This window comes from Pseudomonas coronafaciens pv. oryzae str. 1_6 (assembly GCF_000156995.2).
Classification (GTDB): Bacteria; Pseudomonadota; Gammaproteobacteria; order Pseudomonadales; family Pseudomonadaceae; genus Aquipseudomonas; species Aquipseudomonas tremae.
In genome coordinates this window covers 3653656-3678368 of record NZ_CP046035.1, presented here as the reverse complement: position 1 = coordinate 3678368, position 24713 = coordinate 3653656, and the positions used below count along the sequence as shown (strand labels likewise).

23 protein-coding genes are annotated in these 24713 nt (G+C 57.9%); 19 read left to right on the top strand and 4 right to left on the bottom strand.

Going from position 1 to position 24713, the window contains the following annotated elements; all coding sequences use genetic code 11:
• Positions 1-249 precede the first annotated feature (249 nt).
• Positions 250-1458, top strand: a complete 1209-nt coding sequence (locus POR16_RS16365; RefSeq protein ID WP_005892296.1) for an MFS transporter — start codon at positions 250-252, stop codon at positions 1456-1458.
• Entirely contained in the window at positions 1458-2738 is a 1281-nt protein-coding gene (locus POR16_RS16360; protein ID WP_053480836.1) for an arsenic transporter, read from the top strand. The genes POR16_RS16365 and POR16_RS16360 overlap by 1 nt, the downstream gene beginning before the upstream one ends.
• Here the strand turns inward: POR16_RS16360 and POR16_RS16355 are convergent.
• On the bottom strand, positions 2704-3687 hold the full coding sequence (locus POR16_RS16355; protein WP_122381119.1) for a DUF1853 family protein: 984 nt from the start codon (positions 3685-3687) through the stop codon (positions 2704-2706). The two genes, POR16_RS16360 and POR16_RS16355, sit on opposite strands and share 35 nt — an antisense overlap.
• A 354-nt stretch (positions 3688-4041) precedes the next feature.
• Between POR16_RS16355 and POR16_RS16350 the strand changes: the two genes are divergently transcribed.
• The 17 genes from POR16_RS16350 to POR16_RS16270 all read left to right on the top strand — a co-directional run bounded on the left by POR16_RS16350 (position 4042) and on the right by POR16_RS16270 (position 22854).
• Positions 4042-5109 (top strand): GGDEF domain-containing protein, encoded by a 1068-nt coding sequence (locus POR16_RS16350; protein WP_024669721.1) that lies wholly within the window; start codon positions 4042-4044, stop codon positions 5107-5109.
• Between the two features lie 142 nt (positions 5110-5251).
• Complete coding sequence (locus POR16_RS16345) at positions 5252-6142, top strand: NAD(+) kinase (RefSeq protein ID WP_002554505.1); 891 nt, start codon at positions 5252-5254, stop codon at positions 6140-6142.
• Positions 6142-7113, top strand: a complete 972-nt coding sequence (locus POR16_RS16340; RefSeq protein ID WP_005892304.1) for a metallophosphoesterase — start codon at positions 6142-6144, stop codon at positions 7111-7113. Before POR16_RS16345 ends, POR16_RS16340 begins: the two co-directional genes overlap by 1 nt.
• The gene (locus tag POR16_RS16335; RefSeq protein ID WP_005892306.1) at positions 7110-7982 is read left to right on the top strand and encodes a rhomboid family intramembrane serine protease; all 873 of its coding nucleotides are present in this window, start codon (positions 7110-7112) and stop codon (positions 7980-7982) included. Before POR16_RS16340 ends, POR16_RS16335 begins: the two co-directional genes overlap by 4 nt.
• A 28-nt stretch (positions 7983-8010) precedes the next feature.
• Positions 8011-8271 carry a YeaC family protein gene (locus POR16_RS16330; protein WP_005892310.1) on the top strand — a complete coding sequence of 87 codons (261 nt, stop codon included), beginning with the start codon at positions 8011-8013 and terminating at the stop codon, positions 8269-8271.
• On the top strand, positions 8268-9101 hold the full coding sequence (locus tag POR16_RS16325; RefSeq protein WP_024689838.1) for a DUF2797 domain-containing protein: 834 nt from the start codon (positions 8268-8270) through the stop codon (positions 9099-9101). Before POR16_RS16330 ends, POR16_RS16325 begins: the two co-directional genes overlap by 4 nt.
• Before the next feature lie 12 nt (positions 9102-9113).
• The gene (gene pepN / locus POR16_RS16320; protein ID WP_005892316.1) at positions 9114-11780 is read left to right on the top strand and encodes an aminopeptidase N; all 2667 of its coding nucleotides are present in this window, start codon (positions 9114-9116) and stop codon (positions 11778-11780) included.
• 402 nt (positions 11781-12182) lie between these two features.
• Positions 12183-12836 carry a YjfI family protein gene (locus tag POR16_RS16315; protein WP_005892318.1) on the top strand — a complete coding sequence of 218 codons (654 nt, stop codon included), beginning with the start codon at positions 12183-12185 and terminating at the stop codon, positions 12834-12836.
• A 26-nt stretch (positions 12837-12862) separates the two neighbouring features.
• A complete protein-coding gene (locus POR16_RS16310; RefSeq protein WP_024669724.1) occupies positions 12863-13570 on the top strand; it encodes a PspA/IM30 family protein in 708 nt (235 codons plus the stop codon).
• A gap of 30 nt (positions 13571-13600) precedes the next feature.
• Positions 13601-14155, top strand: coding sequence for a rhomboid family intramembrane serine protease (locus tag POR16_RS16305; protein WP_005892324.1), 555 nt, complete (start codon positions 13601-13603; stop codon positions 14153-14155).
• 79 nt (positions 14156-14234) lie between these two features.
• Positions 14235-14900, top strand: coding sequence for a YjfK family protein (locus tag POR16_RS16300; RefSeq protein WP_005892326.1), 666 nt, complete (start codon positions 14235-14237; stop codon positions 14898-14900).
• Positions 14901-14913: 13 nt separating this feature from the next.
• The gene (locus POR16_RS16295) at positions 14914-15339 is read left to right on the top strand and encodes a DUF350 domain-containing protein (RefSeq protein ID WP_005892328.1); all 426 of its coding nucleotides are present in this window, start codon (positions 14914-14916) and stop codon (positions 15337-15339) included.
• Positions 15340-15366: 27 nt separating this feature from the next.
• Positions 15367-16104 (top strand): DUF1190 domain-containing protein, encoded by a 738-nt coding sequence (locus POR16_RS16290; RefSeq protein WP_122381120.1) that lies wholly within the window; start codon positions 15367-15369, stop codon positions 16102-16104.
• A gap of 11 nt (positions 16105-16115) precedes the next feature.
• Complete coding sequence (locus POR16_RS16285; protein ID WP_005892331.1) at positions 16116-17273, top strand: glutathionylspermidine synthase family protein; 1158 nt, start codon at positions 16116-16118, stop codon at positions 17271-17273.
• A gap of 529 nt (positions 17274-17802) precedes the next feature.
• Positions 17803-19158: a DUF1329 domain-containing protein gene (locus POR16_RS16280; protein ID WP_005892335.1), complete on the top strand. Its 1356-nt coding sequence runs from the start codon at positions 17803-17805 to the stop codon at positions 19156-19158.
• 238 nt (positions 19159-19396) lie between these two features.
• Positions 19397-20437 carry a WD40/YVTN/BNR-like repeat-containing protein gene (locus tag POR16_RS16275; protein ID WP_005892337.1) on the top strand — a complete coding sequence of 347 codons (1041 nt, stop codon included), beginning with the start codon at positions 19397-19399 and terminating at the stop codon, positions 20435-20437.
• A gap of 26 nt (positions 20438-20463) precedes the next feature.
• A complete protein-coding gene (locus POR16_RS16270; RefSeq protein WP_005892339.1) occupies positions 20464-22854 on the top strand; it encodes an efflux RND transporter permease subunit in 2391 nt (796 codons plus the stop codon).
• A 550-nt stretch (positions 22855-23404) separates the two neighbouring features.
• On the opposite strand, the gene POR16_RS16265 is transcribed toward POR16_RS16270, so the two are convergent.
• Genes POR16_RS16265 through POR16_RS16255 form a run of 3 tightly spaced genes read right to left on the bottom strand, consistent with a single transcriptional unit; the run spans position 23405 to position 24710 of the window.
• On the bottom strand, positions 23405-23851 hold the full coding sequence (locus POR16_RS16265; protein WP_005892340.1) for a hypothetical protein: 447 nt from the start codon (positions 23849-23851) through the stop codon (positions 23405-23407).
• Positions 23848-24288 (bottom strand): hypothetical protein, encoded by a 441-nt coding sequence (locus tag POR16_RS26630; protein WP_080268161.1) that lies wholly within the window; start codon positions 24286-24288, stop codon positions 23848-23850. Before POR16_RS26630 ends, POR16_RS16265 begins: the two co-directional genes overlap by 4 nt.
• Complete coding sequence (locus tag POR16_RS16255; protein WP_080267827.1) at positions 24285-24710, bottom strand: hypothetical protein; 426 nt, start codon at positions 24708-24710, stop codon at positions 24285-24287. Before POR16_RS16255 ends, POR16_RS26630 begins: the two co-directional genes overlap by 4 nt.
• Between the last annotated feature and the right edge of the window lie 3 nt (positions 24711-24713).

Here is a 24713-nt window from a genome sequence, read left to right as displayed (position 1 = left end):
CCCGCGTTACACATCTGCACCGCGCGGTGTGCAGAACCATATGGCCAGCGAAGCGGCGCGAGAGTCATCTGCATTCCTGCGTTGCAGACAAGAGGCTTCCTGAAGCACTTCTCGGCCCCTCTGCAAAAACGCAACAAAACGTGGCACAGTCGCCCCGAAAAATGGCACATTGGCGCGCCCGGGTACGCGTGACACATTTTGTAATCATCCGTCCGGGGAGACTCGAAAACCTTTTTACGGATGAAACTCATGGCCACCAGTGCTCAGCCGACGACGGCGAAGGCCTCGACAACTTCTCAGTCCAGTCCGCTGGTAATGCGCATTATCGGCGCCGTTGCACTGGCGCACCTGATCAACGACCTGATCCAGGCCATCCTTCCTTCCATCTACCCGATGCTGAAGGAAAGCTACGACCTGAGCTTTACCCAGATCGGCCTGATTACGCTCACATTTCAGATCACCGCATCGCTGCTGCAGCCTTGGGTCGGTTATTACACAGACCGCCATCCCAACCCGCTGGTATTGCCGGTCGGCTCGATCTGCACCCTGATCGGCATTGTCATGATGTCGCTGGTGGGCAGCTTTCCCTTGATTCTGCTGGCGGCGGCGTTGATAGGCATCGGCTCTTCGACCTTTCACCCGGAAGCCTCGCGTATTGCGCGGCTGGCCTCCGGTGGGCGCTTCGGCCTTGCGCAGTCGACCTTTCAGGTTGGGGGCAACACAGGCACTGCGTTCGGTCCATTGCTGGCGGCGGCGATCATCATCCCGTTCGGGCAAGGCAATGTGGCCTGGATCGGGCTGTTTGCCCTGTCCTCGCTCGGCTTGCTGTATGCCATCAGCCGCTGGTATCGCGCCCACCTTGATCTGTTCAAGCTCAAGGCCGGTCAGACAGCTACCCACGGTCTGTCGAGAAACCGGGTGATTGCCTCGCTGGCCGTGCTGGCGTTTCTGGTGTTCTCCAAGTTTTTCTACATGACCAGCCTGACCAGCTACTTCACGTTCTACCTGATCGAGAAGTTCGACCTGTCCGTCGCAAGCTCCCAGCTTCACCTGTTCCTGTTTCTGGGAGCAGTAGCGGCGGGGACCTTTTTTGGCGGTCCGATCGGCGACCGAATCGGGCGTAAGGCGGTCATCTGGTTTTCGATCCTCGGCGCTGCGCCGTTCACCCTGGCACTGCCTTACGCAGACCTGTTCTGGACCAGCGTGCTCAGCGTGATCATCGGCTTCGTGCTGGCCTCGGCGTTCTCCGCCATCGTGGTCTACGCCCAGGAACTGGTGCCCGGCAATGTCGGCATGATCGCCGGGATCTTTTTCGGCCTGATGTTCGGCTTTGGCGGCATCGGCGCCGCCTTGCTCGGTTATCTGGCTGACAGCCAGGGCATTCTGTTCGTCTACACGCTGTGTTCTTACCTGCCGCTGCTCGGCATCCTCGCCATTCTTCTGCCACGGACCAAATAATGCTGATCGCAACGCTGATCTTTCTGTTCACCATCACACTGGTTATCTGGCAGCCCAAAGGGCTAGGTGTAGGTTGGAGTGCGGTGCTGGGGGCCGTTCTGGCGTTGCTGACCGGGGTTGTCCAGGTCAGTGATATCGCCGTGGTGTGGGGCATCATCTGGAACGCCACCGCGACGTTCATTTCACTGATCATCATCACGCTGTTGCTGGACGAAGCGGGCTTCTTTGCATGGGCAGCGCTGCATGTGGCGCGCTGGGGCAAGGGGAACGGGCGACGCCTGTTCGCCCTGTTCGTGCTTTTTGGTGCATTGGTGTCGGCGTTGTTCGCCAACGACGGCGCGGTGTTGATCCTGACGCCCATCGTCATCGCGATGATGCTGGCGCTGCGCTTTTCGGCGGCATCGACCCTGGCATTTGTAATGGCTGCCGGCTTCATTGCCGATACGGCGAGCTTGCCGCTGGTAGTGTCGAACCTGGTCAATATCGTTTCGGCTGACTATTTCAAGATCGGCTTCAATCGTTACGCCGCAGTGATGGTCCCGGTCAACCTGGCCAGCGTCGCCGCCACCCTCGCAGTGCTGATGTGGTATTTCCGCCGCGATATTCCTCGCGAGTTCGAGCCAGAGCAGCTGGACAAGCCCGAGACTGTCATCCACGACCGGGCCACGTTCATGGCTGGCTGGGCCGTGCTGGTGATTTTGCTGGTGGGCTGCTTTGCGCTTGAACCGCTGGGCATTCCGATCAGCGCGATCTCGTCGGTGTGTGCCTTGCTGTTGCTGGCCATCGCTGCCAAGGGCCACACCATCAAAACGCGCAAAGTGATGAAGGAAGCGCCGTGGCACATCGTGGTGTTTTCGCTGGGCATGTACTTGGTGGTCTACGGGCTGCGCAATGCCGGTCTGACAGATTATCTGGCCCGTCTGCTGGACTGGTTCGCGGGCTATGGTATCTGGGGCGCGGCAATGGGCACTGGGGTGATGACGGCGTTTCTGTCGTCGATCATGAACAACATGCCGACGGTGCTGATCGGGCTGTTGTCCATCGACGCTAGCCATGCCAGCGGCGCGATCCAGGAAGCGATGATCTACGCCAACGTGATCGGCAGCGATCTGGGGCCGAAGATCACGCCGATTGGCAGCCTGGCGACGCTGCTCTGGCTGCACGTCCTGGAGCGCAAGGGTATTACCATCAGCTGGGGCTATTACTTCAAGGTCGGCATAGTGCTGACGGTGCCCGTGCTGCTCATCACGCTGGCGGCGCTGGCACTGCGACTGGGTTGAGTGCATGACTGGTGTCGGCCAGGTTGGGCCACATGTCCGACACCAGAAACAGCCGCTCGGCTTCCTGCCAATGGCCCGTCGCATCCTGGCTCAGTCGGACCAGCAATTGCGCCGGGGCCATCGGGTCGAGCTCAGTCAGCCAGTCTTCAAGTTGTTGTTCAGTCCAGGCCTCGGTATATAGCGCTGGCGCCAGCCAGGCGTGACGAGGCAAAGGCTGCCAGCGGCCTGGCCGGCTTTGCACATGAAATGCTCTCCAGTCTCGCTGATGCAGCCAGTGTCCCTTGAGGTGCTGGGGGTGAGCACCTTCCGGGGATTCACACGGTCCCGGCCACGGATACAGCAGATAGCCGCCCAGCCACAACTCCGCATTGAACGCTTCGACACCCAGCGCGGCCAGCGTCGCGCGGCTTTCCGGGCGCGCAGACATGGGCAACTGATGCAGGCTCAGGTGGGCAAGCTTGCGATCCAGCCGGTCATTGCAGCCAGGCCCCAGCCAGTGCTCCGGCGGGCATCCGTCTCCATCCTGTGGCCCGAGGTAAAGCTTGATTGCCAGCTCGACGTGATGCACACCGTCGCGATCACGTAACAGCATGTCCAGTTCGCCCAGCGTCTGGCTGCCCAGCCTGATCGGCAGGTTAGCGGCAATGATCTCCACCCCCGGCGCGTGCTGTACCGCAAATTGCCAAAGCCGCTCGTAATAGCGCCCCAAGCGCCGCGTGGTCGCCTGTGCCAGCCAGTTCTCCAGCGGGCCACTGTCCCGATCGAGTTGCCAGAGAAAGGCCGCCAGTTGCTCGGGGGCCTGTACCCAGTCGCTGCCTGCCAGTGGATGACGCTGCGGCCAGGGTGTGGCTTCGAGCATGGGCGGCGCAAGGATCACCCAGGCAAGGTCGCGCACTTCTGAGTGTCGCAACTGGCGGGGCAGATCGATGAGCGTGGGGAATAGAGTCATGTGCCGAGGATAGCGTGAGTCGCTGCCGACAGACAGTCTGAATGAAAGGTTTCAGGCGGTCGGCACTGAAGAAAGAAAACAGATATTACCCTGGGCCGGAGAGTGTTTATTATGCACGCCTGCCGGTGGGGCAATGTCTGATATAAATGATATTCGCGAGGCGGCAAACAGGTTTTGTATGTTTTCGCATGAAAGACCGGTCGCCTGTGCAATCATGTTTATTCACCCGTACTGTTTCAAGTGTGTTCAAATCGGGCCGCTGTTTATATATCGTCATCTGGACAGGGTGACGGCGTTCATACGCAGTCTTTTTAAAGCGATTGTGCTCGGGAAACGGAATGCCTGGAGTGGTCCATGAATGGTGAAATGCAGACACGTATAAAACATCTGCTCTCACCGGCGATAGCGCGTGTGCAATGTATTGCACTGGTCTGTTGGCTGGCTGTTTTAACTGTGACGCCCGATGTCGAATGCGGTGTTCGTGAGGTGCTGCTGACCGCCGCCATGATGGTGACGTGCGTATGGCAGTATCGCGCTGCCGATTTCAGAGTCTGGCGCGGCGCAGGCATGGCGTCGGTGGTCACCGTGGCCCTGTGCTTTTCGCAGGTCACTCGGTTGAATAATGACCTGGGAATCAATTGGTCATTGCCGATCGCAATCATGATTATCCTGTGCTCGACATTATTGGTGGTGTATACCCGCGATTATCTGCTGGTGTCGATACTCTCCTGGGTCATTCTGTCTCCGGCGCAGGGTGTCGACAAGGACAGTGTGACGTACGTGTTCATGATACTTTTCTTTATTTCATCGATCAGCCTGGGGGTATTACTCAATCACACCTATACCCGAACCCTGCGCAAGGTATTGTCCCTGGAAAGCCGTTTTCGCGAACTGTCGTTGACCGATGACCTCACCGATATACTGAACCGTCGTGCATTGATGCAGGCACTGGATGAACACGTGGCACATAACAGTGCCGGTTATTTTCTGATGCTCGACATTGATAACTTCAAACATATCAATGACCGGTTCGGACACGATGCCGGCGATGATGTCCTGCGCCTCATGGCTACCTGCCTGCAAAAGACTCGGGGCAGCCTTGCGTTCGGTCGTATGGGGGGGGAGGAGTTCGGTGTGATCCTGCCTGCCTCCAGTGAAGAAGCCGCCAGTGATTACGTGATGCGCCTGCTGGACACCATCAGAGCCACGCAGGCCGTCAGCAAGTTGACCTGCAGCGCAGGCCTGGCGAATATCGACGCGGGCTCAAGCAGCCTGCAAGTGCTCAAGACGGCCGACGTCAATCTTTATCAGGCCAAGCGAGGTGGCAAGGACCAGGCGTTCTGGAAGGGTGCGCCGATTGCCGAAGGGGCCGTGCAAGGTTCTGCAAATGGTTGTGAGAAGGTTCGACCGCTGACGCCGTAGCCTCGCCGGAAAGGAATTTGCTCGCAGTGTGCAGGTACCGCACGCTTGCGCGCTGGTCATCCTTTTACACTCGGTTTGCTGCTGCCGGGCCGTTTCGCCCATAATCGCGTTTTAAGTCGTCTCGAACCGCAGCAGGAGCCTCATGGAGCAATTTCGAAATATCGGCATCATCGGTCGCCTGGGCAGTGTTCAGGTGCTCGATACTGTTCGCCGACTCAAGAGATTCCTGCTGGACCGGCATCTGCACGTCATTCTAGAAGAGACCATCGCCGAGGTTTTGCCCGGTCACGGTCTGCAGACCTCGTCGCGCAAGATGCTCGGCGAAGTCTGTGACATGGTTATTGTGGTCGGTGGCGATGGCAGTCTGCTGGGTGCCGCGCGTGCGCTGGCCCGGCACAATGTGCCGGTGCTGGGTATCAACCGTGGCAGCCTGGGCTTTCTGACTGACATCCGGCCGGACGAACTCGAGGTCAAATGCGCCGAAGTGCTCGACGGGCATTACCTGGTCGAAAACCGCTTCCTGCTGCAGGCCGAAGTACGCCGTCATGGCGAGGCCATTGGCCAGGGCGATGCGCTCAACGATGTGGTGCTGCACCCTGGTAAGTCCACGCGAATGATCGAGTTCGAGATATACATCGACGGCCAGTTCGTGTGCAGCCAGAAGGCCGACGGCCTGATTGTCGCCACGCCGACCGGATCCACCGCCTACGCGCTGTCGGCCGGCGGGCCGATCATGCACCCCAAGCTCGATGCCATTGTCATCGTGCCGATGTACCCGCACACGCTGTCCGGTCGGCCCATCGTGGTTGATGGCAACAGCGAGCTGAAAATCGTGGTGTCCAAGGACATGACCATTTACCCGCAGGTGTCCTGCGACGGTCAGAATCACTTTACCTGCGCCCCCGGCGACACCATCACCGTCAGCAAGAAGCCGCAGAAACTGCGCTTGATCCATCCGCTGGACCATAATTATTACGAGGTCTGTCGCACCAAGCTCGGCTGGGGCAGCAAGCTCGGCGGCGGGGGAGATTAATGCTCGATCCTGCGCGTGGCTACGATCTGATCGGTGACGTGCACGGGTGTGCCCATACCCTCGAGCACTTGCTGGAGCTTCTCGGTTACCGTCTGCAGGCTGGCGTCTGGCGCCACCCTGAACGCATCGTCATATTTCTCGGCGATATCATCGACCGTGGCCCGCTGATTCGCGAGTCGCTGCATATCGTGCGCGATATGGTTCAGGCGGGTCAGGCTCACTGCATCATGGGCAACCATGAATTCAACGCGCTTGGCTGGGTGACACCGGCGCTGCCCGAAAGCGGACATCAGTTTGTGCGTGAACACACCACGCGTCATTCCCGGCTGATCGGCGAAACACTGGCTCAGTTCGAAAATTATCCTGATGAGTGGAGCGAGTTCGTCAACTGGTTCTATGAGCTGCCGTTGTACATTGATGCCGGACGTTTCCGGGTGGTGCATGCCTGCTGGGATTCGACCCTCATCGACCCGTTGCGCAGCCTGTATGGCAACGGTTGCATCGACAGGCCATTTGTTCAGGCCTCGGCAGTCCCCGGCAGTTTCGCCAGCAATGTCTTCAACCGCCTGCTGCGCGGCACCGACATGCGTCTTCCTCACGGCCTTACCCTGACTGGCGGCGATGGACTGACCCGCGAGTTCTTCAGGACCAAGTTCTGGGAAGATGACCCACAGACTTACGGCGACGTGGTTTTTCAGCCCGACGCATTGCCGGAAGGTGTGGCCAAGACGCCGTTGTCCACGTCCGAAAAAAATGCATTGCTGCGCTATGGCATCAACGAGCCGCTGCTGTTCGTCGGTCATTACTGGCGCAGCGGGCCGCCGGCACCCATACGGCCGAATCTGGCCTGTCTGGATTACAGCGCTGTGCTCTACGGTAAACTGGTCGCCTACCGGCTTGATCACGAAACACAGATCGATCCGGATAAATTCGTCTGGGTCGATGTTCAGCGTCCCGAGGTTTCACAATGAGTCCCGTTGCCGTTCTGCGCTTGCCTTTGACGACCGATTTGAGCGGGTTCGTTCGTTTGCTGCAGCGCTTGCAGATCCCTCATCGGGTCAGCGAAGAGGTCGGAGAACAGGTGCTGTGGGTGCCTGATGCCGAGCGCCTGGCCGATGAGGTGCGCGAGCTGTACACGCGCTACCCCGAGGGCGACGAGCATGTTCAACTGGCAGACGCGTCTCAGGCGCCCAGGTACAAGGCGCCTGGCCTGATCGAACAGTTGCGCAACAGTCCGGTGACAGCGTTGGTGCTGCTGGTCACCTTGCTGGTTGCAGGGCTGACACTGTTGGGCGACAACCTGGAAGCCATCCGCTGGCTGACTTTTCAGGATTTCCGCATCAATGGTGAATACGCGATGTTTCTGCCATTGTCCGAAACCCTGGCTTCCGGGCAATGGTGGCGAATCGTCTCGCCGATGTTGATCCACTTCGGCATCCTGCACCTGGCCATGAATGGCATGTGGTTCTGGGAGTTAGGTCGACGCATCGAAATTCGCCAGGGCAGTTTTCCGTTATTGCTGCTCACTCTGCTGTTTTCAGCGGTTTCAAATTATGTGCAATACCTGTTCAGCGGTCCGAGCCTGTTTGGCGGGTTGTCTGGCGTGCTGTACGGGTTGCTCGGCCACTGCTGGATCTTTCAAATGCTGGCGCCCAACCCGGTCTACCGCTTGCCGCGTGGTGTATTGATCATGATGCTGGTCTGGCTGGCGCTGTGCCTGTCAGGTTTCGTGAGCATGCTCGGCTTCGGCGAAATCGCCAACGGAGCTCATGTCGGCGGGTTGATCATCGGTTGTGTTACCGGCTTGCTTGGTGGTGTGGTTGCACGCCGCAAAGCCTAGAATCACTGGCTACTTTCTGGAGTGCCCCATGTCGTCTTTTATAGAAATGATCGAAAACATCACCCCGGACATCTACGAAAGCCTGAAACTGGCCGTAGAGATCGGCAAATGGTCCGATGGTCGCAAATTGACCCAGGAGCAGCGTGAGCTGTCATTGCAGGCGTTGATCGCCTGGGAAGCGCAGCACCTGCCCGAAGACCAGCGCACTGGCTACATGGGGCCGCAGGAATGCGCCTCCAAGTCTGCGCCGGTGCCCAATATCCTGTTCAAATCGGATGCTATTCATTGATCGAAATTGGTCGCGGAGCTGTCAACAAAATGTCGGCGCGTCAGGATGACACGCCGTTCGTGCAATATGCTTTTCGCCTTGGTGAGACCGAGATTGCGGTCAACCCACTGATCGGCAAGACCGTGCGTCTCGAGTTTCTGGGGGCGATTCACTGCAGTCATTGCGGGCGCAAGACCAAGTCCAGCTACAGTCAGGGCTACTGCTACCCGTGCATGCTCAAGCTGGCGCAGTGCGATCTGTGCATTATGAGCCCGGAAAGATGCCATCACGATCAGGGCACCTGCCGCGACCCGTCATGGGGCGAGCAGTTCTGCATGACTGATCACATTGTGTACCTGGCCAACTCTTCAGGCGTCAAGGTCGGTATCACTCGTGCGACGCAGTTGCCGACTCGCTGGCTGGATCAGGGTGCCAGTCAGGCACTGCCGATTATCCGCGTCGCAACTCGCCAGCAGTCGGGCTTTGTCGAAGACCTGTTGCGCAGTCAGGTGGCGGACCGCACCAACTGGCGTGCCTTGCTCAAAGGAGACGCCCAACCCGTCGATCTCAAGGCTATTCGCCAGGAACTGTTCGACAGCTGTGGCGCAGGGTTGCTCGGATTGCAAGAACGATTCGGTCTGCAGGCCATCCAACTGCTACACGATGCCGAACCGGTCGAGTTTCGTTATCCGGTCGAGGCGTATCCGACCAAGATTGTCAGCTTCAATCTGGACAAGAACCCGATTGCCGAGGGCACGCTGCTGGGGATCAAGGGCCAGTACCTGATTTTCGATACCGGCGTGATCAATATTCGCAAATACACGGCTTATCAGCTGGCCGTGCATCAGTAAAAGGATCCCCGCATGCGCACCGAACAACCGAAAATGATCTACCTGAAGGATTATCAGGCTCCCGAGTACCTCATCGATGAGACGAACCTGACCTTCGAGCTGTTCGACGATCACTCGCTGGTCCACGCCCAACTGGTCATGCGTCGTAACCCCGAGCGCGGCGCAGGCCTGCCGCCGCTGGTGCTGGACGGTCAGCATCTGGAATTGCTGTCGGTAAAACTGAGCGACGTCGAGCTGGGTGCTGCGGATTATCAGTTGACGGAAGATCACCTGACTTTGCATCCACAGGCTGCCAGCTTTACGGTAGACAGCACCGTGCGCATCCATCCTGAAACCAATACCGCGCTCGAAGGCCTTTACAAATCCAGCGGCATGTTTTGCACTCAATGCGAGGCCGAAGGCTTCCGCAAGATCACGTACTACCTTGACCGCCCCGACGTCATGAGCAAGTTCACCACCACGCTCAGCGCCGACAAGCAAGGCTTCCCGATTCTGCTGTCCAACGGCAACCCGGTCGCCAGCGGTGAAGAGGAGGGCGGACGACACTGGGCGACGTGGGAAGACCCGTTCATGAAACCGGCTTACCTGTTTGCGCTGGTGGCCGGTGATTTGTGGTGCATCGAAGACACATTCACCACCATGAGCCAGCGCGAAGTGACCCTGCGCATTTACGTCGAGCCGGAAAACGTCGACAAATGCCAGCACGCCATGACCAGCCTGAAGAAGTCCATGCGCTGGGACGAAGAAACCTACGGCCGCGAATACGACCTGGACATCTTCATGATCGTTGCGGTCAACGACTTCAACATGGGGGCAATGGAGAACAAGGGCCTCAACATCTTCAATTCCAGTGCTGTGCTGGCCCGCGCTGAAACCGCCACCGACGCGGCGCACCAGCGTGTCGAAGCGATCGTTGCCCACGAGTACTTCCACAACTGGTCGGGCAACCGCGTGACCTGCCGTGACTGGTTCCAGTTGTCGCTCAAGGAAGGCTTCACGGTGTACCGCGACGCTGGTTTCTCGGCTGACATGAACTCGGCCACGGTCAAGCGTATTCAGGACGTTGCCTACCTGCGCACCCACCAGTTCGCCGAAGATGCAGGCCCTATGGCTCATGCCGTACGCCCGGACAGCTTTATCGAGATCTCCAACTTCTACACCCTGACCGTTTACGAAAAGGGTTCGGAAGTGGTCGGCATGCTGCATACCTTGCTGGGCGCCCAGGGCTTCCGCAAGGGTAGCGATCTGTATTTCGAGCGCCACGATGGCCAGGCCGTGACCTGCGACGATTTCATCAAGGCCATGGAAGACGCCAATGGCGTCGATCTGACCCAGTTCAAGCGCTGGTACAGCCAGGCCGGAACGCCGCGTCTGGTGGTCAGCGAGTCGTATGATGCCGCTGCAAAAGCCTACAGCCTTACCTTCCGCCAGAGCTGCCCGACCACGCCGGGCCAGCCTGGCGATCAGAAGCAACCATTCGTGATCCCGGTCGAGCTGGGCCTGCTGGACAGCAACGGCGGCGAGATTGCCCTGCGCCTGGCCAACGAAACCGCCGCAACCGGCAGCACGCGGGTGCTTTCGGTGACTGAGGCCGAACAGACCTTCACCTTCGCCGATATTGCCGACAAGCCGCTGCCTTCATTGTTGCGCGGCTTCTCGGCACCCGTGAAGCTGAGCTTCCCGTACGACCGCGATCAGCTGATGTTCCTGATGCAGCACGACAGCGATGGCTTCAATCGCTGGGATGCGGGTCAGCAACTGTCGGTTCAGGTGTTGCAGGAACTGATCGGTCAGCACCAGCAGGGTCAGCCATTGGTCATGGACCAGCGGCTGATCACTGCGCTGGGTACCGTACTGGCGGATGAACAACTGGATCAGGCGATGGTTGCGGAGATGCTGTCGCTGCCGGGCGAGGCTTATCTGGCCGAGATCAGCGACGTGGCCGATGTCGATGCCATTCACGCTGCTCGCGAGTTTGCTCGCCAACAACTGGCCGATGGCCTGTTTGACAGCCTGCTGGCGCGCTACAAAGCCAACCGCGAGCTTTCCAAGGCCACGCCATACGTTGCCGAATCTGCGCATTTCGCCCGTCGCGCGCTGCAGAACATCGCGCTGTCGTACCTGATGCTCAGCGGCAAACCTGAAGTGCTGGCGGCGACCATCGACCAGTTCGACACCAGCGATAACATGACCGAGCGCCTGACTGCGCTGGCCGTGCTGGTAAACTCGCCATTCACTGAAGAGCGCGACAAGGCACTTGCCGTGTTCGCCGAGAACTTCAAGAACAACGCGCTGGTCATGGATCAGTGGTTCAGTGTGCAGGCCGCCAGCACCCAGCCGGGCGGGCTGCAACGCGTTCAGGAACTGATGAAGCACCCTGCCTTCAGCATCAGGAACCCGAACAAGGTCCGCGCCCTGATCGGCGCGTTCGCCGGGCAGAACCTGATCAACTTCCATGCAGCGGATGGTTCCGGCTACCGCTTCCTGGCGGATCTGGTCATAGAACTGAACGCATTGAACCCGCAGATTGCTTCCCGCCAACTGGCGCCGCTGACCCGCTGGCGCAAATACGACAGCGCCCGTCAGGCGCTGATGAAGGCAGAACTGGAACGCATCCTGGCCTCCGGCAAACTGTCGGCGGATGTCTATGAAGTGGTGAGCAAAAGCCTGGCTGAATGAAAGCTTATGCTGTGACGGGTGAGTGATCTGCACCCCGAAGAAAGGCGCTACCTGCTGATGTGGGTAGCGCCTTTTTTGCGTTTTTAGTACTGACTTACTCAGTGCCTGATGACCCGCCTTCTTGGACAAGTCCACTCCCACAGGGTTAAAGGGCACAGGTCAACAGGGGTACAGGGGAATAGGGGAATAGGGGAACAGAGGCACAGCGACACAATATTGTGGGAGCGGACTTGTCCGCGAAGACTTCAGAGCTGTCAGCGGCTGGATCTTGAGCCAACACGCTTGCGCTAGCGCGACTACTCCCGTCGCTAAAAAAATCTCACATGTGATACATATCTATCTTTGAAAACATCTGATACGTTGCTCACCTGATTCATAGCTAACAGCCAGAGGGGAGCGCCAATGCCTCGTAAAACCCAAGGCGACAAGGCAGCCGTCCCGGCCAAAGTTTCCAAGAGCTCTACCGATTACATGCGTGAAATGCGTCTGCGACTCAAGGACGCCGGTCTGGTCAAGCGGGAATTCTGGATCCGGCCCGAGAATGTCGATGCCTTGCGAGGCATCGAAAAAGCATTAAGACAGCCCTTTCTGGGCGAGAGGATCAAATTGGAGGATTTCATGACCGAGAATACCCACTGGACCATCAGCTCACTGCAAAAGGCCCTTAGCGAGTTGGAGCTGGTGACGAACGGAAAGATCGAGCTCGACGTGACCGAGGCTGATGGATCGGGTATCAAGCTAACGATGGCCGACCATGGCGATTTGCCTATCTACATTGCGGTGGAAGGCGAGCAGATTCTGGCCGACGCGACGCTGATTGAAGTGAACAAGGTCAAGAATGTGCAGGCATTCAACGACGTTGTGCTACGCAGTCGCGATCTGTTTCCGCTGTCCTCGATCGGCATCGAAAAGCTGGGCAGCGATCAGGAAGTCTACTGCCTGTTCGGAGCACTGAGCGCGGCATCGTCGCTTACCGTGATCGTGCAGGAAATCCTCACCCTCGCGGATAACGTGATGCGTGCGGCCGACGCTTTTGAAGATCATTTCATCTACTGAACAGCGCTGTCAGGCGGAGAACATTCATGACTACGAGTATCTGGAAAAAACTGGTGACTGCCGTTCGTGGTGGCGCTTCCGAAGTGGGCGAATCGATCGCCGATGCCAACGCCATCCGCATTCTGGATCAGGAGATCCGCGACGCAGAGAACGCGTTGGTCAAGGCGCGTGACGGCCTGATCACCATCAAGGCCAAGCACAAGTTGTCGGCACAGCGCCTTGAAGAACATGCCACCAGCATCGCGAACTGGGAAGGCCGCGCCATGCAGGCGCTGAACAAGGGTGAAGAAGCTCTGGCTGTTGAATGCGCCAACAAGATTGCCGAGATCGAGGCCCTGCGTGATCAGGAACAGGAACTGGCTGACCAGTTCAGCAAGCAGGTCAGTCTGCTGCAGGAGCAGGTGATCAAGGCCGAGTCGCGCATCAAGAGCCTCAAGCAACAGGTCGAGATGGCCAAGGCCCGCGAAACCGTGCAGCGCGCCCGGGTTGCGACCGCCACGGCAACCGGTGGCGCCAGTGGCGCAGTGGAAACCGCCGTGGGTTCGCTGGCGCGCCTCAAGCAGCGTCAGGACGAACAGGATGCCAAGCTCGAAGCCGCCGAGGAACTGGCCAGCCAGTCCAGCGGCAGTGATCTTGAGCGCCGCCTGCAGGATGCCGGGATCGGTGCGAAGAGCGGTGGTGCGGAAGACGTGCTCGCGCGTTTGAAAGCCAAAAGCCAGACGCCGGCTCAGTAAGCGTAGCGACGAGGCAGGCGGGGACGGTCAATGGAGTACTCCAAACGGCTCAAGGTCATCCTCGTACTGTCGGCAGTGTTGCTTGCGGTTCAGGCAATAAACTCGATCACCGGCAACGCTCTGGTTCATTTCGGTATCATTCCGCGCAGCCTTACCGGGCTGCGCGGAATTGTTTTCGCTCCCTTCATACATGGCTCGATTCAGCACTTGATCAGCAATCTGTTGCCGTTCATTGTGCTGAGCTGGCTGGTGGCTACTGAGGGGGTCAGGCGCTATGCGTGGGTCGCCGGGCTGGTTTGCCTGCTGGGCGGGCTGCTGGTCTGGTGCTTTGGACGCAGCAATATTCATGTCGGCGCAAGCGGCCTGATTTTCGGTTTGTGGGCTTATCTGCTGGCGCGAGGCTGGTACCAGCGCAGTATCGCCAGCGTGCTGATCGCGCTGGTGGTGGTGGCCGCTTACAGCGGGCTGGTTTTCGGCTTCGTGCCGGTGGCCGGTGTGTCGTTCGAATCACACATTGCCGGTGCGCTGGCGGGTGTTTGTGTGGCGTGGCTGATGCATTCCAGAACATTACTCGCGCCGAAATGAACCCGTCTCGCGAGCCGTGCGCCTGTTCCGGTTAAAGAGATTTATATATCGTCTCCCGTCGACTGCAAGGAAATGGATTATGAGTTGGTTCAAACGTGCCATGGGGCTGGAAGCACCCAAGGCATCTGGTGGTGATGGCGAACGATCAGTCGGCACGCTCAGCCCGCTCGGGCTGGCGTCCGGACGAATGCTGTGCCTGGACAGCTCATTGAAGCTGTTGCTCGAAGGCCATTCGGAGGTGGTCGTCCCCGGCGACGAAAAAGTCTGGGCCGTGGGGCGTGTCGACCTGGGCCAGTCGATGGCCATTCATCGTTTCTATCTGGATAACGAGGACTACTTCCTGCAAGTGGTCAGCAACGGACCCAATCCGGAAGACGTGCAGGACATCATTCTGTTCGGCTACTACAGCGCCGAGCCGATCACCAGCAAGGACGAATTGCTGCGCCTGACCGGCCCGTCGTCGAAGATCGGCCTGCCGACCTACGAGCACGACGGCGAAGTATTCGAACGCCAGTGGGGTACTTCGCCAGGCCAGACCGAGCTGACACCGTTGGACGAAGACATCGTCAGCCCTGACGCGGCCTATCGCGTCAAACACTTGAGCATGCTGTACGCGCGCGAAACGGGCCTGATCAATCGCCGTGAGTTTCTGCTGTTTTCCGTGGAGGAAGACGAAGAGGGCAGCATCACACTGACCACGGCGGTAGGCATCACGCTGCAATCCACTGATATCAACGTTCTTTGACAAGGAAATCCTCATGATCGACGCGCTGCGTATGTCGCTCAATGCCACTGCCGTGTTCGGCTTTATCATGTACATCCTGGTGGCGGCGATTCTGTTCGCGCTGTTCCAGTTCATCTACAGCAGGATCACGCCGCACAAGGAGTTCGCGCTGATCCGCGAGAACAACAGCGCCGCTGCACTGGCACTGGGTGGCTCGTTGATCGGTTTCGCGTTGCCGGCCAGCAACATCATCACCTACAGCATCAGCATTCTGGACGTGATCGTCTGGGTGGTAATTGCTGCCGTGGTACAACTGCTGGCGTTCGGCGTCACCAGCCTGGTGCTCAAGGGCCTGTCTGGCCGCATTGCCAGGGGCGAGCTGGCAGCCGCCATCTATTCGGCCAGCGTCGCGATCAGCGTCGGTCTTCTCAACGCCGCCTGCATGACCCCATCGGTCTGACAGCAGCCTTGAACAAGGAGACTCATGATGAGACGTAGTTCAGTAAAACTGGTACTTGCCAGCACGCTTCCTCTGGCTCTGGCCGGGTGTGGCCCGTCTGAAAGCAAACAGAATTTCGAAGCCAAGGCCAATTTCAAGTCGGTGCAGGAATGCGTCGAGGCCAAGGTGCCGGTGGACATGTGTTCGGACGCCTACATGCAGGCGCTGTCCGACCATCGGCGCATTGCCCCGACTTATGATGACAAGGCGTCCTGCGACGCGGACTTCGTGCCGGATTACTGCCAGGTAACGTCCGACGGCAAATACGTACCAAAGATGGGCGGTTTCGAGCTGGGCTTCTCCGGGCAGGTGCCCAAGGAAGCGCTGGACAGAGCCAATCAGGAAGTCACGCAGTCCGCTCCCGCCGGCATGAGTGGCACCACCGGGCTGATGGCGGGTCTGCTGATCGGCAACTTGCTCAGCAACGGCTTTGGCGGCAACCGTTACTCGCAACCCATCTATCAGACGCGTGATGATCGGGGTGGGTATTACAGCTCTTCTCTGCCCAGCCAGATCGACCGCGGCAAGACGTTCAGCCGTTCGACCCAGGCTCAATCCAGCCCGGACCGCAGCTACGGCAAGAGTACCCTGGGGCGTAATCTGGGCAGCTCGGGTTCTGGCTCGTCGGTGTCATCGACCATTTCGCGTGGTGGCTTCGGCAGCCAGGCTTCGGCACGCAGCGGTTGGGGCGGTAAAAGCAGCGGCAGCAGCAGTTTCGGAGGCTGACGGAACGGGCCATGAAGAAGATAAGCATCGAGGAACGCCCGGACTGGCGCCAGACGGCGGAGCGTGAAGGTTTCAACTTTCACACCATCGACGGCGAGCGGTATTGGGACGAGCGCGGGTACTACCTGTTCACCGAACAGCAGATTACCCGCGACCTGGAAGAGCCCACCCAGCAACTTCACCAGATGTGTCTGGATGCAGTGGCACGGGTGGTCGACAGCGAAGAGCTGCTGCGCCAACTGGCAATTCCGGAAGCATTTTTCGATGTGATCCAGACGTCCTGGAAACAAGGGCACCCTCATCTCTATGCACGGTTCGACTTTGCCTACGACGGTACAGGGCCGGCAAAGATGTACGAGATCAATGCGGATACCCCGACCAGCCTGATGGAGGCCGGAGCATTTCAGTTGCTCTGGCTCGAAGAGCAGATGGCGCGCGGGGTCCTGCCCGTGCGTGCCACCCAGTTCAATTCGATTGCAGAAGACCTGGTGCGGGCTTTCGCAGAATTTTCGGCACAGACCCCATTCTATTTTTCCGCCATGTCCGGCTCTGTCGAGGACCGTGGCACGACTGATTTCCTGAGGCGCATGGCGGCGCACGTTGGCATTGACGCCCGGCATATCGACATCGAAGACATCGGGCTCGATGCCGACGGGCGTTTTGTCGATCTGCAAGGGGGCTGGATCGAACGCCTGTTCAAGCTGCATGCGTGGGAACACATATTTCACGAGGAATTCGGCAAACATGTGCCCGCCAGCGGCACCCAATTCGTCGAGCCTGCGTGGAAGGCGATTCTCAGTAACAAGGGCATATTGCCGTTGTTGTGGCAATTCAATGAGGGACATCCGAACCTGCTGCCGTCGTCTGTCGATCTGGACGCAACTAAACCGGTGCCCAAGGGCTGGGTGCGCAAACCCTACTTTTCCCGCGAAGGCGCCAACATCGAGATGCGCACGCCAGGCGATCAGGTCATTGCGGTCGACGGCCCCTACACGGATGCGCCTTATATTCTCCAGGCATATTCGCCGCTACCGAAATTCGGTGACAGCTACACGTTGATCGGTTCCTGGGTCATCGGTGACCTGGCTTCAGGCATCGGGATCCGCGAGGACGACAGCCTGATCACCAAAGACACCAGCCGTTTTCTGCCGCATGCGGTCATTGATTGATCCCTTTGCATATTCCGTTCGCGTGTTACTTGCGCGAATGCGTAACACTTCACTGTTACGGACGGTGTACGTTTCTGATAACAGCCGGCAAGAGTTGTCGGGCTGACTTCAATAGCTGTCAGACAATCAAACCGTCTTTCTTGAACTTGCAGACTCGCTGATAAAGAACATTCACTGAATGATCTGAACTGTACTTGATAGTGTTCCTGATCTGTTTGCCTTGGGTGTTCTGGCATTCAGGTTGCATCGGGATGCACCGTTCTGCCTGCTCGCCGCTACCGGATTGCTTATTCCGTCACGCGTAAGGGTGAGTCAGGCAAGTGCTTTGTAAGTCTGTGTCCGACCTAAAAGATCGGCATGTTCTATTTGTTCAGTTGATCACTGTGTAGTTGTCCGATACGCCGCTTGCACAGGCGGCGTGTATCGGACAGTTGCTCATGCCTCAAGCATATTGAACCCGTTCATGCTGCCACCCTGGGGGCGCACTGCCAGGCACGCTTTTCCGGCCAGTCAAACAAGGAGAGCCACTGTGCTCGTTAAACAATGGATAGGGCTCGCGCTGGCGCTGCTGCTTACGATCAACATCAGCACGGCCAGCGATGGCTTGACGCTGGGCAAGGGGCTGACGCCACTTGGAGGCGAAATGGCTGGCAATGCAGCCGGAAGCATACCGGCCTGGAGCGGCGGAATCACTCGCCCCCCGCCGGAGTATCAAGGGGCCGGCACGCGGCACATCGATCCCTATGCCAGTGACAGGCCGTTGTTCAGCATCACCCGTGCCAACCTGAATCTTTATCGTGCGCGGCTGACACCAGGCCAAGTGGCGATGTTCGAGGCCTACCCCGAGAGTTATCAGATGCCTATCTACCCGACCCGGCGCTCCGGGTCGGCACCCCAATGGGTATACGACAACGCTCGGCGCAACGCGAAAAAAGCCCGTCTCATCGATGGCGGCAACGGTTTTGCCGATGCCTATGGTGCTATTCCTTTTCCCATTCCGAAGAAAGGCATTCAAGCGGTGTGGAACCACATAGCCCGGTATCGAGGCCATTACGTGGTGCGCCGTGCCTCTGAAGTCGCCGTCCAGCGCGACGGCAGTTTCAAGCCGGTCACCTCGCGACAGGAAATCCTGTTTCGCTTCTATGACCCGTACGGCAGCTTCGCCAGTCTCGATAACGTATTGTTCTACTACTTGTCGTTCACTCAGTGCCAGGCACGGATGACCGACTCCGCAGTACTGGTTCACGAAACGCTCGATCAGGTACAGGAGCCGCGTCAGGCCTGGGCCTACAGTACCGGTCAACGCAGGGTACGGCGGGCGCCGAGCCTGGCCTATGACCTGCCGATACCAGCCTCTGAGGGGCTGCGTACGGCGGATGACACCGACATGTTCAATGGCTCGCCGGACCGTTACGACTGGGAGCTGCTGGGCAAACGCGAAATCTATATTCCCTACAACAATTACCGGATATCCAGCCCGGACATCTCCTATCGCCAATTGTTGCAGGTCGGACACCTCAATCCGGCGTACACGCGGCATGAGCTGCATCGGGTCTGGGTGGTGGAGGGCACGCTCAAACCTTCGGCGCGGCATGTGTACTCGCGGCGCACGCTGTATCTGGACGAAGACAGCTGGCAGGCTGCAATCGTTGATCAATATGACGGTCGCGGTCACTTGTGGCGGGTCTCCATGGCCTACTTGAAAAACTACTACGAACTGCCGACCACCTGGTCTGCGCTGGACGTCTTTCATGACCTTCAGGCCCGGCGCTATCACGTCCAGAATCTGGACAATCAAGAATCTGGCACCAGTGATTTTTCACAACCCGTGCCCCCTGCAAATGCATTCAAACCGGTTGCCTTGCGCCGCAGCGGCGTTCCATAACCGAGCACCTGTCGAGTCTTTCGACGGTGCGGGTCGATCATTGCTCGTGATGTTCGATCAATCACATCCACAGCGCTTAACAAAAGATAACGACATGGCGATTGTCAGGCATTTGCAAAGCTGCCTAGGATGGCCGAGCTTGCGCAAAGGCATGGCCTGACGGCTACGGGCGTGGGGCTGCAAGGGCTGGTCGGTGCTGTTTTAGCGACCCTCTGATAATAAGAAAAGGGAGAAGTCCATGCGTGAGCCTTTCCATCGGCGCACCCGGCTATGCGCCGGCCTGTTGTTGATGACGCTTGTTTCATGCGCGTTTGCCTCGGCTGAGTCCGGTTCTGTGCCGATTGCAGCATCCACTGAAAATAACGCCGTTTACGCTATCGAATCAGCCAAAGCCTCACGCGGCCTGCTACTGGATGTCGTCCATGCCGGGGCACGCATTGTGGTCGTCGGTGATCATGGGCATATCCTGTTTTCCGATGATCAGGGCGCAACCTGGACGCAGGCCAGCGTGCCTACCCGCCAGCTGTTGACGGCGGTTTTTTTCGTCGATGAGCAGCACGGCTGGGCTGTGGGGCACGACGCCCAGATACTGGCGAGCAACGATGGCGGCAAAAGCTGGAGCAAGCAGTTCGAGGACCTGAAACGCGAAGCACCGTTGCTGGATGTCTGGTTCAAGGACCTCAACAACGGCTTGGCCGTGGGTGCTTACGGCGTTTTGCTGAGCACCGGTGACGGCGGCAAGCATTGGCAGGACATCAGCGATCGTCTGGACAACGAAGATCAATACCACCTGAACGCCATCGCTCAGGTGAAAGAGGCGGGGCTGTTCGTCGTGGGTGAAGCAGGCAGCATGTTTCGCTCGGGTGACGAGGGGCAGACCTGGGAAAAGATCGAAGGTCCTTATCAAGGGTCATTGTTTGGTGTGACCGGCACGGCACAGCCCTCGACGCTGCTGGCTTATGGGTTGCGCGGCAACCTGTTTCGCTCCACCGACTTTGGCGATAGCTGGCAACCCATCGAGCTCAAAGGCGCGCGAGGGCCTGTCGAATTCGGCCTGGCCAGCGCCACTCTGCTGACCGATGGTTCGCTGGTGCTGGTCGGCAACGGTGGCAGCGTCATGCGCAGCCACGACGATGGAGAAACATTCGAGGTTTTCAATCGCCCCGACCGTATTTCGCTGGCAGGTGTCGCCGCCAACCTTCAGGGCAATCTGATTCTCGTAGGGCAGGGTGGCGTGCGCGTCGCCTCGCCAACAGGCGCCGAGACGACCCCACAATAAGAACCTCAGGGCGGGAATATTCAGGCATGAGCACTCTTCGACAGCCAGCAGACTCAGACGACAAGGCCACCTTTCTCGAACGCCTGATTTTCAATCATCGCCCTGTGGTGATCTTCCTTTGCCTGCTGACCAGTGTCTTTCTGTTCTGGCAGGCGTTGCAGGTTCGGCCTTCCACCAGTTTCGAGAAAATGATCCCGCTGTCGCATCCGTTCGTCCAGAACATGATGAAGCACCGCAATGACCTGGGGAACCTGGGCAACACGGTACGCATTTCCGTCGAAGCGGTGGATGGGGACATCTTCTCCAAGGCTTACATGGAGACCTTGCGCCAGATCAGTGACGAAGTATTTTACATTCCGGGAGTGGACCGCTCCGGGCTCAAATCGCTGTGGAGCCCCAGCGTACGCTGGACCGAGGTGACAGAGGAGGGATTTGCCGGCGGTGAAGTCATTCCTCAGAGCTACGACGGTTCGGACGCGAGTCTGGATCAACTGCGCAACAACGTGCTCAAGTCCGGGCAGGTGGGGCGCCTGGTCGCCAATGATTTCAGGTCAAGCATCATTGACGTGCCGTTGCAGGAGTCTTACCCGGACCCTGCCGATCAGGGCAAGTTACTGGCGCTGGACTATCAGCAGTTCTCGCACCAGCTTGAAGACAAGATTCGTGATAAATATCAGGCGCAGAATCCCACCATCAAGATTCACATCGTCGGCTTCGCGAAGAAGGTCGGCGACCTGATCGATGGTCTGTTCATGGTGGTGATGTTCTTCGGCATCGCCTTCCTGATCACGCTGGTGCTGCTGATCTGGTTTACACGCTGCATTCGCAGCACCGTTGCGGTCCTGAGCACCACACTGATCGCGGTCATCTGGCAGCTAGGTTTGATGCATGTGGTGGGATTCGGTATCGATCCGTACTCCATGCTTGTGCCGTTTCTGATCTTCGCCATCGGTATTTCCCACGGCGTACAAAAAATCAACGGCATCGCCCTGCAATCCGGCGCGGCAGACAATGCCCTGACCGCTGCACGTCGTACCTTTCGCCAGCTGTTTTTGCCAGGCATGATCGCGATTCTGGCTGACGCCGTAGGGTTCATCACCTTGCTGATCATCGATATAGGTGTGATTCGCGAGTTGGCAATCGGTGCGTCCATTGGCGTGGCGGTAATCGTATTCACCAACCTGATCCTGCTGCCAGTGGCGATTTCCTACGTGGGCATCAGCAAGCGGGCGATCAGCCGCAGCAAGCAGGATGCCGTCTCCGAGCATCCTTTCTGGCGACTGCTGTCGAATTTTGCCAGCGCCAAAGTCGCGCCGGCCTCGATTGCATTGGCAGTGCTGGCCTTCGGCGGGGGCCTCTGGTACAGCCAGAACCTGAAGATCGGCGACCTTGACCAGGGGGCGCCCGAGCTGCGCCCAGACTCGCGCTACAACCAGGACAACGCGTTCATTATCAATAATTACTCGACCAGTTCCGACGTGCTAGTGGTCATGGTCAAGACACCGCCCGAGGGCTGCTCGGCGTATTCGACCCTGTCAGCGATCAACGAACTGGCCTGGAAAATGGAAAACACTCAGGGCGTGCAGTCGGCCATTTCGCTGGTGACTGTTTCCAAACAGGTCATCAAGGGCATGAACGAGGGCAACCTGAAGTGGGAAAGCCTGTCGCGTAACAAGGACGTGCTGAACAACTCCATCGCCCGCGCTGATGGCCTGTACAACACTGACTGTTCGCTGGCCCCGCTGTTGGTCTTCCTCAACGACCACAAGGCCGAAACCCTCGACCGTGCCGTACACGCCGTGCAGGACTTCGCTAGGCAGAATGACAAACCGGACATGCAATTCCTGCTGGCTGCCGGCAACGCCGGTATCGAAGCGGCGACCAACGAGGTCATCAAACAGTCCGAGCTGGTCATTCTGATACTGGTATACATCTGCGTGGCCGGCATGTGCATGATCACCTTCCGTTCCTGGGCCGCCACCCTGTGCATCGTCCTGCCGCTGGTGCTCACGTCTGTGCTGGGCAACGCACTGATGGCGTTCATGGGCATCGGCGTCAAAGTCGCGACCCTGCCGGTGGTGGCGTTGGGCGTGGGCATCGGCGTCGATTACGGTATCTACATCTACAGCCGCCTGGAAAGCTTTCTGCGCGCCGGTTTGCCGTTGCAAGAGGCCTATTATCAAACCCTGAAATCCACCGGCAAGGCCGTGCTGTTCACCGGCCTGTGCCTGGCTATTGGTGTGTGCACCTGGATTTTCTCGGCGATCAAGTTCCAGGCCGACATGGGCCTGATGCTGACCTTCATGCTGCTGTGGAACATGTTCGGCGCCCTGTGGCTGCTGCCAGCGCTGGCGCGGTTCCTGATCAAACCGGAGAAGATGGCGGGGAAGGTGGGCAACTCGCTGTTTTCGCATTGAGCCCGTGGCGGCCTGTCACTCTGCGTCCTTTTGCGGCGCAGAGTGTCGAAAAGTGCGTTTCCATGCTGGAGCGCTCAGCGTCATACACAGTCCTGAACAGCCCGAGAAAGGGTACCTATGAAGCGGAACGGATGACGCTTCGCTTGTCCGCAATCTCTCGTCACGTAGGAGTGGACTCGTCCACGATCTGCCGGGAATCGGCAGCCAGTTTTTTGAGTGTCGCTTCGCAGCCGTCTTAACTTCCTGAAAGGCAATGCTTGCCTGGCTGTTCCGGGCTTGTATACGACGCTGAGCGCGTCGCGTGGTAACGATCATTGAAACGGTCAGCGTCTTGGTGTTCCCGTCGTTGAGGCTTCAGGCGAGCAGGGTGATCACCCCTGCATCGGTAAGACCCAGAATGGTTGGAATATATCTACCCGATAACATCCGGCCGGACTTATGTGCGGGCCGCTCGATTTTTCTGCCAAGCCTTTTTCCCCTCATTCAGAAGCTATCCAGAGACTGCTCATGCCAAAGCATATTAATAGCAATAGATGTCTTTTGGGATGCTTCATTTTTTTGGATCTATAGCTATAGGTTGGTCGCCTATGCATTCAGGAAAATTAGGGCCGATATAAATTATGCCTGCTGTTACTTTTGGTATGGATGGGTAGCCCCAGTCCAATGGTTCGCTTGTGTACTGAAGATCATAAATTTTACTTTCGCCGATCAGCGCGCCGGTATGGTTATTGTATAAACGATAGAATCCGGGGTATCCCCACAATGGAAACCACTTGGGTTCGGTATCTTCGTTAGGGTCAGACTCCCGATGAAATATGTCGGGCAGCACCCAGCGTGGTTTAAAACGTTCAACACGATAGCAGCCATTTGGACTAATCGTGTCTGCCCCCAATTTTGTAGCCAACGCTTTTTCCCACCATTCCGAGACGGTCCAGAGGCTGCCTGCGATGGTTAAGTAGGTCAGAAAAAATACCCAGCGTCTCGATACCGTTTTCATCGAGGGCTCACGCGAGTAGGGCGATCACCCACGCAATCAGGAGCATTGGGTCCTATGGAGATCAAACCGGACATCACATCTCCCGATCCACTTCCCCATGACAGTTTTCCGCCCGATGACTCCAGATCGTAAATTTTCGTCTCTGAAATCAATACGCCAGTGCGGTGATCATAAAGTCGAAAAAAGGCTGGGTAACCCCACCAGGGAAACCACGTGGGTGGTTGATCTTCGTTGGGATCGTGTTCTCGATGAAATATCATCGGTAAGACCCAAAATGGTTGGAGTATATCTACCCGATAACATCCGCCCGGACTTATGTGCGGGCCGCTTGATTTTTCAGCCAATCCTTTTTCCCACCATTCAGAGGCTATCCAGAGACTGCCTGCGATAGTAATGTAAGCGAGGAAAACAGTTACGCGTCGCTTCGCTGGCGTCATCGATCATATCCCGACACGTCTGGCTGATCACCAATACAATCAGGTGTGTTGGGTCCAACGGGGATCATCCCTATAAAAACAGTTTTGGACCCGGATCCCCATGTTATTTCTCCACCGGCTACTTCCAGGTCATAAATAGTAGTCTCGGATATTAACTGCCCGTTGCGATTGTCATAAAGTTTAAAAAAAGCCGGATATCCCCACCACGGAAACCATTTGGGCGCATTAATCTCATTGACGTCGGGTTCTGGGTGAAAGATGTCTGGCAAAATCCAAAAAGGTTTAAATGCTTCCACTCTATAACACCCGTTTGGGCTAATGACGGGGTCTCCTAGATTTTCTGCCAAGCCTTTTTCCCACCATTCAGAGGCGGTCCATAGAGTGCTAAACGTCGCGATGCCGACCAGCAGGAATATTGAAATTTT